We start from the raw sequence: 12,785 nt of genomic DNA, 5'->3' as shown, positions 1-12,785 counted from the left end.
TTATATAGTGGATTAACTTTAAACCAGTACGGCGTTGCCTCGCCTTGCCGTACTATCTGTACTGTCTGCGGCTTCGTCACCTTGTCCTGATTTAGTTAATCCACTATATTGTTTTGAGCGCGGATTTTACCGTGTTTTACAGTAAAACAAAATATTGCGGTGGCAAATAAACCGATACGGCATGATTCGGCTTTGACCTAAACCACAGTAAATGCCCTGCTCTACCGTTTGGTTCTGTTTGTCCAACCAAACAAAAAGGTCGTCTGAAACCTCTTTTCAGACGACCTTTCCGGTATTTATCGATTTAGCGCTTGTCCAAGTCTAAATCAGCTTTGTATTCGATGCGGCCGTGTCCTTTGTTTTCGATGGACACGTCCAATTCTTGTCTGCCGCGTTTGAATTTCAAATCGGCATCGTCGTGTTTGATTTCAGATTCGACCACTTGAAAACCTTTGCTGCGCGCGTGGGCGATGACTTTTTTCGCCAAAGACGGAATCGGGTTGCCGCGTGCGGGCAGCTCGGCTTCGTATTCGAATTCGCCGTTGCCCTGACGGTCGGCTTTAACCGTATGCGCGCCTGCGGGAAGGTAAATCTCGGCAGGAAGCGGGGCGGCGAAAGCTGTGGCGGAGAAAAGCGCCAAAATGCCGGTTGCCAATAAAGATTTTGTTTTAGCCATACTGTATCCTTTCGGGGAAGGCATATAAAAACGCCGCCATGTTATCGGCAAGGCAACACCCTATCAAGCAAATAAACCTTGTTTTACGTATGACAGTGTTTTTGCAAGAAGCGTTTACGCGGTTTTGCGATAACCCTGCAAAACCCTGCGCCTTGCCTGTAATAAAAGGTTTTCAGACGACCTTTTGAAACACGGCTTTTGCGCTTTCGGGTAAAATAGCCGCTTTGTTTTTATTCAGGCAGCTTCAACCAAATGTCTTCCTCCCTTTCCAAAAAAACCGCCTACCTGCTGATTGCGCTGACCGGCATCGCGCTTGACCAACTGACCAAATGGGAAATCCTCGCCCACTTCCAAGAAGGCGAGCGCCTCAATATTATCCCCTCTTTCTTCGACCTGACCCTTGCCTACAACCCCGGCGCGGCGTTCAGTTTCCTTGCCGACCAAGGCGGCTGGCAGAAATTCTTTTTCTTAGGGCTGGCACTCGTCATCAGCGCCTATCTCGCCCGCGCCATCCTGCGCGACGAATTCCGCCTTTCGGGCAAAATCGGCGCCGCCATGATTATCGGCGGTGCGCTCGGTAACGTCATCGACCGCTTGATTCACGGTCATGTGGTTGATTTCTTACTGTTTTACTGGAAGGATTGGTATTATCCCGCGTTTAACGTTGCCGACAGCTTTATCTGCGTCGGTGCCGTTTTATTGGTTTTGGACGGACTGTTCCACAAAAAACAACCCAAACCGACCGACGAACCAGCAACCGACAACCCTTAAGGTCGTCTGAAATCCGGACCATACACATGACCCAAAAAACCATCATCCTCGCCAACCCGCGCGGCTTCTGCGCCGGCGTTGACCGCGCCATCAGCATCGTCGAGCGCGCACTGGAAGAATTCGGCGCACCGGTTTACGTCCGCCACGAAGTCGTCCACAACAAATTCGTCGTGGACAACCTGCGCGAAAAAGGCGCAATCTTTATCGAAGACCTAGCCGACGTACCCAAAGACGCCATCCTGATTTACTCGGCACACGGCGTCTCCAAAGCCGTACAACAGGAAGCCGCCGAACGCGGGTTCCGCGTATTCGATGCCACCTGCCCGCTCGTGACCAAAGTCCACAAAGAAGTCGCCCGCCTCGACGCGCAAGACTGCGAAATCATCATGATCGGACACAAAGGCCACGTCGAAGTCGAAGGCACCATGGGACAGCTTCCGCCCGGCAGAATGCTGCTGGTCGAAACCGTTGAAGACGTTGCCGGACTGCAAGTCAAAAACCCCGACAAACTCGCCTACGTCAGCCAAACCACCCTCTCCGTCGATGAAACCAAAGACATCATCGCCGCGCTGAACGCCCGTTTTCCCAACATTCGCAACCCGCATAAAGAAGACATCTGCTACGCCACGACCAACCGTCAAACCGCCGTCAAAGAATTGGCGGAAGAATGCGACATCGTCATCGTCGTCGGCTCGCCCAACTCTTCCAACAGCAACCGCCTGCGCGAAGTTGCCGCCCAACGCGGCGTCGATGCCTACATGGTCGACAACGCCGGCTACCTGCAACGCGAATGGTTCGAAGGCAAACACAAAGTCGGCGTAACCGCAGGCGCGTCCGCCCCCGAAGTTTTGGTCAGAGAAGTCCTGCAAACCATACAGCAATGGGGACACGAAACCATACGCGAAGGCGAAGGTGCGGAAGAAAGCATCGTCTTCGTCCTCCCCAAAGAACTGCGGCGCGAAGGCGAAAACAAACAAATCCTCAACAAAGGTTAAACTGCTTATTCCAGCCTTTTCATCCAAGCGGCAAAACAAAAAGGTCGTCTGAAAACCGAGTTTCAAGGTTTTCAGACGACCTTCTTTATAGTGGATTAAATTTAAATCAGGACAAGGCGACGAAGCCGCAGACAGTACAGATAGTACGGAACCGATTCACTTGGTGCTTCAGCACCTTAGAGAATCGTTCTCTTTGAGCTAAGGCGAGGCAACGCCGTACTGGTTTAAAGTTAATCCACTATATTTCCCAAGCCGAATCAAGGCATCAGCATGCCGCCGTTGACGTGCAGCGTTTGACCGGTGATGTATTTTGCTTGGTCGGAAGCGAGGAACAATACCGCATCGGCAATGTCCTGCGCTTCGCCGAATTTGCCCAGCGAAGTTTGCGCTTCGAAGGTTTTTCGGGTTTCTTCAGGCAGGGCGCGGGTCATATCGGTGTCGATAAAGCCTGGGGCGACGCAGTTGACGGTAATGCCGCGGCTGCCGACTTCGCGCGCCATGGATTTGGAGAAACCGATCAAGCCTGCTTTTGCCGCGGCATAGTTGGTTTGACCGGCATTGCCCATCACGCCGACGACGGATGTGATGTTGATGATGCGGCCGGCGCGTTGCTTCATCATGCCGCGCAAGACGGCTTTAGAGGCGCGGAACACGGATTTGAGGTTGACCTGCATGATGTCGTCCCACTCTTCTTCTTTCATACGCATCAAGAGGTTGTCGCGGGTGATGCCGGCGTTGTTGACCAGAATATCCAGCTTGCCGAATTCTTTCTCGATGTCGGCGATCAGGTTTTCGATGGTTTCGGGTTCGGCGGAATTCAATGCACGGCCTTCGCCGCCCCATTGCGCCAGACGCTCGCTAATCGCTGCCGCGCCGCTTTCGCTGGTTGCCGTACCGATGACTTTGGCACCTGCCGCCGCCAACGTGTCGGCAATCGCTGCGCCGATACCGCGCGATGCGCCTGTTACCAATGCGACTTTGCCGCTTAAATCTTGTGTGCTCATGTTTACTTCCTTGTTTTGGGAATGGAGTCTGTTGATTTCAGACGACCTTATAGCATAAATAGTGTGATGAATCTAATTTTTGAGGTCGTCTGAAAACATCAAAGGCCTTCAGACGACCTCGAAGAGGCTTACTCGGGTAACGTGATTTCTTGATACGGAGGCAGATCCAATATGTATCTCAACCAGTTGTCGAAGCTGTATTTTTGGTAGATTTCGGGCGGCAGCTCGCAATAGGGTTTGTCGAGAAACGCTTCCATGCCGTCAAAGGTTTTACCGTCCCAAATATAGATATTGTCGGGATGATAAAAATCGTATTTGGCAACTTCGGCATTGGTGGTAATGAGCTTTTTCCGATAGCCGACCGACTCGATTGTCCGAAACGATAAACCCGTATGCACCGCCGCTTTAAAATCCAGCAAGACGCGGCTTTGCATTTCGCGTTTGATGTTGTCCTCGAACGTGAGCGGCTCTGCCGTCGCTTTGATACTGTCGGGATAAACATCGGAATGTTCGTTCAAACTGCCGTCGTTGACATGGAATATCGTGAAATCGATTTTCCAGCCTTTCTTTTCGGCATATTCGGAAAAAGTCGAAATGGCTTTGTCCCTGCCAAGATCGGGAACATGCGATCCCAGAAAATAAAAATCGTAGCGGTTGTCGGTATCGGTTGGTTGGTCTACTTCAAAATAAAAATTGGCGGCGGGAATGACTTTATCGCGATATTTCCGGTTGTCTTCAGGGTCGAAGGCATACACTTTGTCGAAAATATCGATGCTCTCCCATATTTTGGGAAATCTGTCCAACCCGTCCCATTGGTAGGCCACCATCAGCTTTTCGGTTTTTCGCTTGACCTGTTCCAGCAGATACTTCGGATAGATTTGTCCGTTTAAAAACAATGCGTAATCAAAATACTCGTATGTCTTTATTTTCTCCATCATTTCTTGATAAATTTTCGTGAAATGCCGAAGCCGGGCTTTTTTCCTCAAAATTTCTTTTTTCTTTTTCTGCTTCAGGACTTTTTTACACCAGAATGCCCCCAGCCTCATTTTTAAAGACGAATATTTGAAAGGGGGCGCGATATGGTTGTAGCTGATATCGACAACTTGAAATCCTTGTTTTTCTAAATTTTGGATAAGCAATTTATAAATGTCGTTAACTTGGTACATGCCTAATAGGATAATAGGTTTCCGAGACATGGTGTGTGTCCTCCTATTGATTTTAAAATCATCAACTTATTATTGTTATACAGATGAATAAATATCTTGTTGCCCTGTTCAAACTGACCTTTGAAAACAGGATAGGTTTCAGATTTGGGAAACGGCAAGCGGGAGAAGGTACGGCAAACCGTACATTCTCGATGTGAAAGATGTCTTTTAACGGACAAACCGCCTGTGTTTGAACAGTCGGCGTCCGCAAAACATCGTTTATTGTGAATAGACTTTGAAAGTGCTGAGGCACTCAGTGAATATTTTCCCTTTTATTTGTACCGCCTATCCCGCAAATCTGCTTCTCCGCTATATCTGTTGAATGGCATCCCTGTCGATATGCGGCAGCCCGATCGGTATGTTCGGCTCGATATCGAATGCGCAGTTTATCCAGTTGCTGAAGCTGTATTTGCGTTTCAATTCCGGCGCGATGGGGACGAACGGTCGGGTCAGGAAGTCTTTGAGTTCGTCGAGATTGCTGCCGTCCCAGTAGAACATATTGTCGGGATGGTAAAAATCGTAATGCACGATGGTCGGATTGGTGGTAATCAGTTTTTTATCCAAACCAATGGCCTCAAAAATCCGCAAAGACAAGCCGTAATGCTTGCGGTTGAGGAAGTCGACCAATACGGAAGATTTGGCGGCTTCTTCTAAATTCTGGCGGTAAGACAACGCGTTGGCAAACGAGAAGAACTGTACTTCAGGGATGCCCAGTGCGGCTTGCTCTTCGGCGATTTTCTTGCTTGCCAGACGGAAGTCGATATCCAAACCGATGGCGCGTGCGGCGTCGCAGAAGGCGCGGATGTCACTGTTGCGGTCTTCTGCGTATGATCCGATAAAGAGGATTTTGTTTTCGGTTTTTTCAGACGGCGTGAAGCTGTCGAAATAGAAACTTGTGGTCGGATGCAATACATGGTCGTATTCGGGCAGCTTGTTTTGATCAAACGGATCGAAGAAATAAAATTTGTCGAAAAATTCGATATTTTCAAAATCTTCTTTCAAAAAAGTCAGCGCTTCCCAGTTGTAATAGACCATCAGTTTGGCGTGGTTGCGCAGCTTGGAAATAAACTCTTTCGGATACGCGCCCAGCCAAATCATGAAACAATAATCCGCCTGCTCGGGATATTGTTCCAACAACGCTTCCAGCCGCTCTTCCACCAAACGGAACATCACCCGTTTCTTGAAATCCATTCGTCCGAGGACGTTGCGATACCAGATTTTCTGCATACGTTGGAAGATGCTTTTGTATTTGAATTCTTTTTCTTCGTAAGTCAGGGACAGTACGTCGAAGCCGCATTTTTCCAGATTCTCAATGATGAGCTCGTGGATTTTAAACAGCTCCGGCATAGCCAGGATAACGGTTTTCTTTTTCATAATCTCGTACGGTAAAGAGGAAGGGTCGTCTGAAAATATAGTGGATTAACTTTAAACCACTATACAATCAGGCAATGATGAAATTCTTAAAACGGCTACGGCACAGGTTCGCCTTCATTAATTGCCGATACCGAGCATACGGTTGAGCCATTGGGTAAACGAATATTTTTCTTTGATATCCGGACTGACCGGCTGATACGGACGCGCCAAGAAATCAGGCAATTCATCCAAGCTGCCGCCATCCCATAAAAACACATTGTCAGGATGATAAAGGTCGGTATCCCGTATGCTTTGGTTGGTCGTAATTAGTTTTTTATCGAATCGCAGGGCATCGAAAATGCGGAACGACAAACCGTAATGGTCAAACTGGGCAAAATCGACCACTGCCCCGCAGCTTTGTACCTTGCTTAAATTGTTTTCAAAACTAAGGATGCTGCTGCGGTCGAGATATGTGATGCCTTTTGTGCCGAAGGCTTTTTCGGCGCGGTCGTCTTTGCAATAAATATGGAAATCCAAAGGCAACCCGAGGCGTTCCGCTTCGCTGATGAAATGCTTGGTCTGCCCTTCCCTCCTCAATTCGTAGCCGCCGAGGAAGTAGAGGCTGTCGTTTGACGGCAGTTCTGGGACAGGCAAATCGAAGTAGAAGTTGGTCGTGGCTTTGAATCCGCACTCCGGATATTGCTTAATATCTTGCGGGTCGAAAACCCAGCATTGGTCAAAATAGTCCAAATATTCCAAGATATCGGGGAATCTCCCGATGCCGTCCCATTGGTAATTGACGCATATTTCACTGTGCGCACGAATGGCAGCAATGATTTCTTTAGGATAAATGTTGGCACGGATACACAAGGCGTAATCCGCTTTTTTGCCGTTTAACGAACCCAGCTTGCGCGCAATGTCATCCCGATAACGGCTATATTTCAAAACCTTTTTGTAGTCGCCGTCTTTGGCAATATATTTGTAATATAGGTTTTTCACCCTGCTCGCCATATTGGGATAAAAAGAATCCCTGTCGTCGTAACAAAGGTTGACGACGTCGAACCCCAAAAAACGCAGGTTTTTTTCGATGCACTTGTCGAGTTCGTACATATAGGGTACGGCAAGGATGATGGTTTTGTTCATGATTCGGGTGGGGTACGGTTAATCTTAGCTACTTCAACTCATTGGATATTGGCTTGGCGGCACAACGCTGTACGGATTTAAATTCATTCGCTGTCATTTTCAGACGACCCTTTGCTGCCATCGAAAGGGTCGTCTGAAAACATCAATCTGCTTGGTTCGACAGTATTTCTTGATATAGGCCTGCCAATTCGTCTTTTTGTTCCGCAAAAGTCCGAATATGGCTTTTCGGCAATTCAATGACTGCGCCATCGTCCATCGCTTGATAGCGTTCGCAAACTTCGGCAATGGCGCGGCTCAATTCTTCCACGCCGCTGTCAAACGGAATGACCGTGCCGTTTTCGCCGTCGATAATGTCTTCGGACACACCGCCAGCATCCGTGGCGATTACCCAAACATCACGCAACACTGCTTCCCTGACCGTCAAGCCGAAACTTTCTTTCCATTGGGTCGGGAACAGCAAAACATCGATTTCCGAGAAGAAATAGTCGATGGTGTCTTGGCTGTAAGCAGGTTCGATGCGGAAGCGTTCCACACCGTCGAAATCGCTGTCAAAGAATGAACGTGCGCCGACATTGAGCATATTGTCCACGACAACCAGTTCGGTATTGGGGAAACGGTGTTTCCTGAAGGCTTCTAAAATCAGATGAACGCCTTTGATTTTGGTTTTTCCGCCGACATAGCCGAAGCGGATAACGTCTTTTTTCCGTTTAGGTATTTGACCCAAGGGGCGGGTAACGCCGTTTTTGTTGACGAGGACGTTCCTGCCCAAAGTTCTTTCATGCAGCTCGGCGAAATATTTACTGGGCGCAAGCAACATATCGATTTTCGACAAAGCGCGGGCTATGGTTTTGCTCCGTTCGTCTTCGGTATTCCATTGCTCGCGGAAGACTTCATTTTCGTCAAGCATGAACTGGTTCGGACAAATCCACCATGCGTCATGCAGGGTAACGAGGGTTTTGACACCAGCTTCCCGACAAATATCGACCATACCGACACCCATGCTTTGAATGCAGTGGATATGGGCGATGTCGGGCTGTACGAGTTTGATGATGTCTTTGACGGCCTCATCAAAACGCGGGTTTTCGTGGGCGGCTGCATCTTCTGAAGGAACGGCAACGCCGAACACGGTCACTTTGCCGTATTCGTAACGGATGACGCTGTACGGCGGCAGCCAGCTCTTCATCGGCAAAGTCGTTACCGCATATATTTCGTAGGCTTCTTCATCGGCAAGCAGTTTGTTCAGTTGCTCGGCAACGATGGTCGCTCCGCCAAACGATTGCGGATGATAGTAAACGTTAAACGATAAGACTTTGGTTTTCCCTTTTGCGGCAGATTCAAAACGGACGGCAGGTGCAAGCTGCGTGCTGCCGATGGCTTGCGGGCTGTATGTTTCCGTTACCGTACGGTATGCCGCCTGCGCCATACTGTCGCGCAACTCGGGATTTTGAATCAGGGTGTCGAACGCTTCATGCCATTGCTGTTCGTTGTCTGCCAGAAAGCCGTTTTCACCGTTGACAATCACATCGGCGAAAGCCGCCCTTGGCGAACATACGGACGCCACTTTGGTAATCGATGCTTCAAGGTATTTGATGTTGCTCTTGGCATCGTTGAAAACGAAGTTTTCCAAAGGCGCGATGCTGATGTCGCATTCGGACAAATAAGTCAGGTATTCCGTATAGTTGCAAAATGGGATGCGCTCGATTTGGCTTTGTACTTCATCGAAATATTCGGGCAGCTCCAAATATCCGATGATTCTGAACCTGACATTCGGATTTTCTTTCAATATGTTGGCAAGTGCGGGAGCGGCTTCCAAGAAGTCGATGTTGTGCGTTTTGGTGCCAGAACCGTAAATAATCCGAATCAAACCGTCTTCTTGTTTTTTCAGACGACCCTCAATGCTGCGTGCCGCTGCCAGCGTTTCATCATCCAACGCGTTTTCAACCACATAAACGGTTTCCAAACCTGCTTCCTTCATGGCTTTTGCCAGCCCGGAAGTCGAAGCGATACCTTCGTCGCACGCCAACATGGCTTGACGGTAAAGTTTTGCGCCGTTAATCACGCCTTCTCTTTCTGCCGGTTCAAGCGAGTTGATTGTGCTGCTGGTTTTCAGGACATCTTCGTCAAAAATCAAATCATCGACATCCCATAATGTTTTGATGTTCAGACGACGGCATTCCGCAATTAAATCCATTACGCTGTCAAAACCGGGAACGCGGTAGAAAATCACCAAACTTGCCAAAGAAATCTGTTTCTTGGCTTCGTTGCTGTCCGTCCATGAAGTTACGGAACAAGGAATACCCAGCTCCTCAAGCATTTCCTGCTTTTGGATAACGCGGTATTTTTTGCATTGCGGAATACTGAGTTCGGCAATGATGGCAACTTTAGGCGCAAGCGTGTCGGCAGCGTGTTTGGTCAGCCGCTGGATAAACGTTTGCGGAATCGGGTCTGCCTGAACACCGAGAACTTCCTGTGCAACAACAGGCGAAGAACCGACTGTTTTTAAAAGCTGTTTCACGCTTTTAATCGAATGGGTTTGCTTGTAATGGCGGCGTAAAAACTGATATGCCTTGCCGATACTGCCCTTCTCACGCACCAAAAGACGGAAGCCTTTGCGGTAGCGGTTGGCAGAGCTGATAGCCTGTTCGGTTTTAACGAACGGCTTGAATACCTTAACCGTCCACAACCCTTTGTATTTTGCCAATCGTTGGCTTTCCTGACGGATGTGCTGCTCCAATAAAGCACGGTTTTCATTGAGTCCGTGTATGGTTTGCTCGAACGATTGTCTGTTTTCATTCAAGGTATGGATGGTGTGTTCGAGCGACTGTTTTTCCTGCTGCAAGGTATCGATTTGTTTTTTCAGCAATTCGATTTGTTTTTCTTGTTCTTTCGATTGCTCTTCTGCTGCCTGGCTGCGCACCATCAACTGCATCAACATGTCGATTTGCTGTTGCAGAGACTCGGTCTGCTTGGCAGACAGTTCGGTTTGTTGCAGCAGTTTTGCCATTACATGCTGCAATTCTTGGTTTTGATTTTGCATATTGGTATTGTCTTCTCGCAATTGAAGGTTTAATTCGGATAAAGATTGGATTTGTTGTTCTAGTAAGGATATTTTTTGAATACAGTCGGAATATCCCAAATGATGTTGCATAAACAGCGCGCGGTTTTTCTCGTAAACTTTTTGCCAGTCTTCGCGGTTTAAATCAGGATTTTGCTCCAAGCGGTTAATCAGTGATGACCCGTCACGGCGTTTGCGGTAGCGGAACAATACTTCCGGAATACGGATAACGGTTCCTCCGTTGCTTAAGAGGCGTATCCAAAAATCCCAGTCTTCGTGTGTCGTCAGGTTTTCATCAAATCCACCCAAGGCGGCAAAATCTTCGGCGCGGTGCATGGAGACAGATGAAGGGAAACGGTTACCCATCAACAGGCTTTCCAAACCGTCATAATCCGGCAGATTCCATAAGCCTTCTTGCGCATCGAAATATTCCGCCAACGGATACACCAACTTACAGTCGGGATTGTTTTCCAAAACCGTAACGCATTTTTCGATGTAATCCGGCAGGATGAGGTCGTCTGAATCGAGAAACAGGAAGTATTTGCCCCCCGCCAGCCGCGCCGCATGGTTTCGGGCGGCGGCAACGCCTTGATTGTTTTGTACGGCGTAACGTATTGCGGGCTTGTCCGCCAGAAACTCCCTCAAATAATCGGCGTGTTCCGGGTCGGAGCCGTCGTCAACAATGATGATTTCAAAATTCTGATGGCTTTGGCTAAGGACGGACTGGATGGTTTCTACAATGTATTCCTTACAGTTGTAGTAAGGGATCATCACGGAGACGGTGGGGGACTGGGCTTGATGATTCATGCGGATAGTTCCTTTCTGTCTGTTCGGCAGCCTTCCTTGTTTTTCGGCTCGGTGTTTTCAGACGACCTCTTAGGCAAATCGTCCTTCAACTGACCGACAGGTCGTCTGAAAATCAACCTGCTGCCTGCTTCGGCATATTGCGCAACATGGAGTAATAGCCGTTTTGAGCCATCAGCTCGCTGTGTGTGCCTTGTTCGACAATATGGCCTTCATCCATAACGATGATGCGGTCGGCTTGTTCGACGGTGGTCAGGCGGTGGGCGACGATGATGCTGGTGCGGTTTTCCATCAGGCGCTCGAGGGCTTGTTGGACGAGGCGTTCGGATTCGTTGTCCAGCGCGCTGGTGGCTTCGTCCAAAAGCAGGATGGGGGCATCTTTCAAAATGGCGCGGGCAATGGCGACGCGTTGACGCTGACCGCCGGAGAGCTGATTGCCGTTTGCGCCTATCGGTTGGTTCAAGCCGTATGGCGAACTTTCAACCAAGTCTTTCAAATTCGCGGCTTTGAGGGCTGCCAATACTTCTTCTTCAGTGGCATCGGGACGGCTGTAACGGACGTTTTCCAAAAGAGTATCGTCAAACAGGAAAACATCTTGGGAAACAAGGGCGAATTGGGAGCGCAGATTGTCGAGTTTGATGTCTTCGATATTCACATCATCTAAATAAACCGCGCCGGAACTTGGCTCAACAAAACGCGGAAGCAGGTTGACGACGGTGGATTTGCCGCTGCCTGAGCGACCGACCAAAGCAACGCGTTCACCTTGGCGGATGTCAAGATTGAAGCCGTCCAAGGCTTTTTTACCGTCTTCGTGGTAGCGGACATCGACGTTTTCGAATTTCAGACGACCTGAAACGTTTTTCAGATGTTTGGTACCCTTGTCTTGTTCAGGCTCGGTATCAAGGAACTGACAAACCGCATCCGAAGCGATAAACATGGTCTGCATGGGGATGCTGATGTTCGCCAAGTTTTTGATCGGACCGAGCATTTGCAACATGGCAACGATAAATGCCATAAATTCGCCGATGGTGGTATAGCCTTGCTGACTCTGCCAAAGGGCGATAAAGATGACGACAGCCAAAGCAAACGACGCAATCAACTCGCTGAACGGAGAACGCGCCGCGCTGGCTTGTGTGATTTTTTTACCAAGACGGACAATGGTGTCATTGACTTCGGCAAAACGTTCGGACGCTTTCTTCTGACCGCCGAAGAGTTTGACCACGCGGTGTCCTTGGTGGACTTCGTTAACGACGTTATTGAGCGTACCGATACTTTGCTGCGCGCTGGCAATAATGTCTTTCAGACGGTTGCGGTAATAACGGGACAGTAAAGACAGCAACGGAAACATCAGGGCGACAATCAGGCTGAGCTGCCAGTTCAAATACAGCAGGACGCAGACCAAACCAATGACAATCATGGTATCGCGAGTCAAAACGATAAAGACATTACTGGCGTTGCTGATGGATGATTCCGCCATTTGCACCATGTTCATCAAAACTGTGCCGGAAGGGGTTTCCTGATGGAATTTGGAAGAGAGTTGCAGCATCTTGGCAAACATATCGCGGCGCAGATGGCTGATTGCCATGACGGAAACCCAAGTCAAGAGATATGTGCTGACGAAGCGGCTGATGCCTCGAATGATGACCAAAAAGATAAAAAATACCGGCACGACCCAGACTTTATAGGGCGTACCCCAAATCAGGTAGGTAAATTGGTCTTTCCAGTTTTGCAGCGTAGCGATGATGCCGCCTGCGGTATTGAGTTCGGGCGGCGCAGAAG

9 protein-coding genes are annotated in these 12,785 nt (G+C 48.9%); 2 read left to right on the top strand and 7 right to left on the bottom strand.

The genetic code is table 11. The annotated features are described in order from the left end of the window. Positions 1-304: 304 nt before the first annotated feature. Entirely contained in the window at positions 305-676 is a 372-nt protein-coding gene (locus HMPREF1051_RS00295) for a hypothetical protein (protein WP_003762680.1), read from the bottom strand. Positions 677-928: 252 nt separating this feature from the next. Here HMPREF1051_RS00295 and lspA point away from each other — a divergent pair, with 252 nt between their 5' ends. Together lspA and ispH are read left to right on the top strand one after the other, a co-directional pair. Then, positions 929-1,447 carry a signal peptidase II gene (lspA, locus tag HMPREF1051_RS00290; RefSeq protein WP_003762674.1) on the top strand — a complete coding sequence of 173 codons (519 nt, stop codon included), beginning with the start codon at positions 929-931 and terminating at the stop codon, positions 1,445-1,447. A gap of 26 nt (positions 1,448-1,473) precedes the next feature. Continuing rightward, positions 1,474-2,442, top strand: coding sequence for a 4-hydroxy-3-methylbut-2-enyl diphosphate reductase (ispH, locus tag HMPREF1051_RS00285; protein WP_003762667.1), 969 nt, complete (start codon positions 1,474-1,476; stop codon positions 2,440-2,442). A gap of 257 nt (positions 2,443-2,699) precedes the next feature. On the opposite strand, the gene fabG is transcribed toward ispH, so the two are convergent. From fabG to msbA, 6 genes are all read right to left on the bottom strand, one after another. After that, positions 2,700-3,446, bottom strand: a complete 747-nt coding sequence (fabG, locus tag HMPREF1051_RS00280; RefSeq protein ID WP_003756594.1) for a 3-oxoacyl-ACP reductase FabG — start codon at positions 3,444-3,446, stop codon at positions 2,700-2,702. Positions 3,447-3,574: 128 nt separating this feature from the next. Then, positions 3,575-4,381, bottom strand: a complete 807-nt coding sequence (locus HMPREF1051_RS00275) for a hypothetical protein (protein WP_231286230.1) — start codon at positions 4,379-4,381, stop codon at positions 3,575-3,577. Positions 4,382-4,960: 579 nt separating this feature from the next. Next, positions 4,961-6,025, bottom strand: a complete 1,065-nt coding sequence (locus tag HMPREF1051_RS00270) for a hypothetical protein (RefSeq protein ID WP_003762685.1) — start codon at positions 6,023-6,025, stop codon at positions 4,961-4,963. Between the two features lie 117 nt (positions 6,026-6,142). Then, a complete protein-coding gene (locus HMPREF1051_RS00265; RefSeq protein WP_003762678.1) occupies positions 6,143-7,147 on the bottom strand; it encodes a hypothetical protein in 1,005 nt (334 codons plus the stop codon). A 142-nt stretch (positions 7,148-7,289) separates the two neighbouring features. Continuing rightward, on the bottom strand, positions 7,290-11,009 hold the full coding sequence (locus HMPREF1051_RS00260) for a glycosyltransferase (protein WP_003762676.1): 3,720 nt from the start codon (positions 11,007-11,009) through the stop codon (positions 7,290-7,292). 112 nt (positions 11,010-11,121) lie between these two features. Then, positions 11,122-12,785: lipid A export permease/ATP-binding protein MsbA (msbA, locus tag HMPREF1051_RS00255; RefSeq protein ID WP_003762670.1), on the bottom strand; the 1,664-nt coding region annotated here is incomplete at its 5' end.

The organism is Neisseria sicca VK64 (genome assembly GCF_000260655.1).
Lineage (GTDB): Bacteria > Pseudomonadota > Gammaproteobacteria > Burkholderiales > Neisseriaceae > Neisseria > Neisseria sicca_B.
The sequence above is the reverse complement of the archived record's forward strand: the minus strand, read 5'-3'. Positions and strand labels throughout refer to the sequence as shown.

What these genes read in the sequence shown, in the direction of transcription:
- HMPREF1051_RS00295 (WP_003762680.1), bottom strand. Translation starts at nt 676, where the DNA reads ATGGCTAAAACAAAATCTTTATTGGCAACCGGCATTTTGGCGCTTTTC.
- HMPREF1051_RS00270 (WP_003762685.1), bottom strand. Translation starts at nt 6,025, where the DNA reads ATGAAAAAGAAAACCGTTATCCTGGCTATGCCGGAGCTGTTTAAAATC.
- HMPREF1051_RS00265 (WP_003762678.1), bottom strand. Translation starts at nt 7,147, where the DNA reads ATGAACAAAACCATCATCCTTGCCGTACCCTATATGTACGAACTCGAC.
- HMPREF1051_RS00275 (WP_231286230.1), bottom strand. Translation starts at nt 4,381, where the DNA reads ATGGAGAAAATAAAGACATACGAGTATTTTGATTACGCATTGTTTTTA.
- fabG (WP_003756594.1), bottom strand. Translation starts at nt 3,446, where the DNA reads ATGAGCACACAAGATTTAAGCGGCAAAGTCGCATTGGTAACAGGCGCA.
- ispH (WP_003762667.1), top strand. Translation starts at nt 1,474, where the DNA reads ATGACCCAAAAAACCATCATCCTCGCCAACCCGCGCGGCTTCTGCGCC.
- lspA (WP_003762674.1), top strand. Translation starts at nt 929, where the DNA reads ATGTCTTCCTCCCTTTCCAAAAAAACCGCCTACCTGCTGATTGCGCTG.
- HMPREF1051_RS00260 (WP_003762676.1), bottom strand. Translation starts at nt 11,009, where the DNA reads ATGAATCATCAAGCCCAGTCCCCCACCGTCTCCGTGATGATCCCTTAC.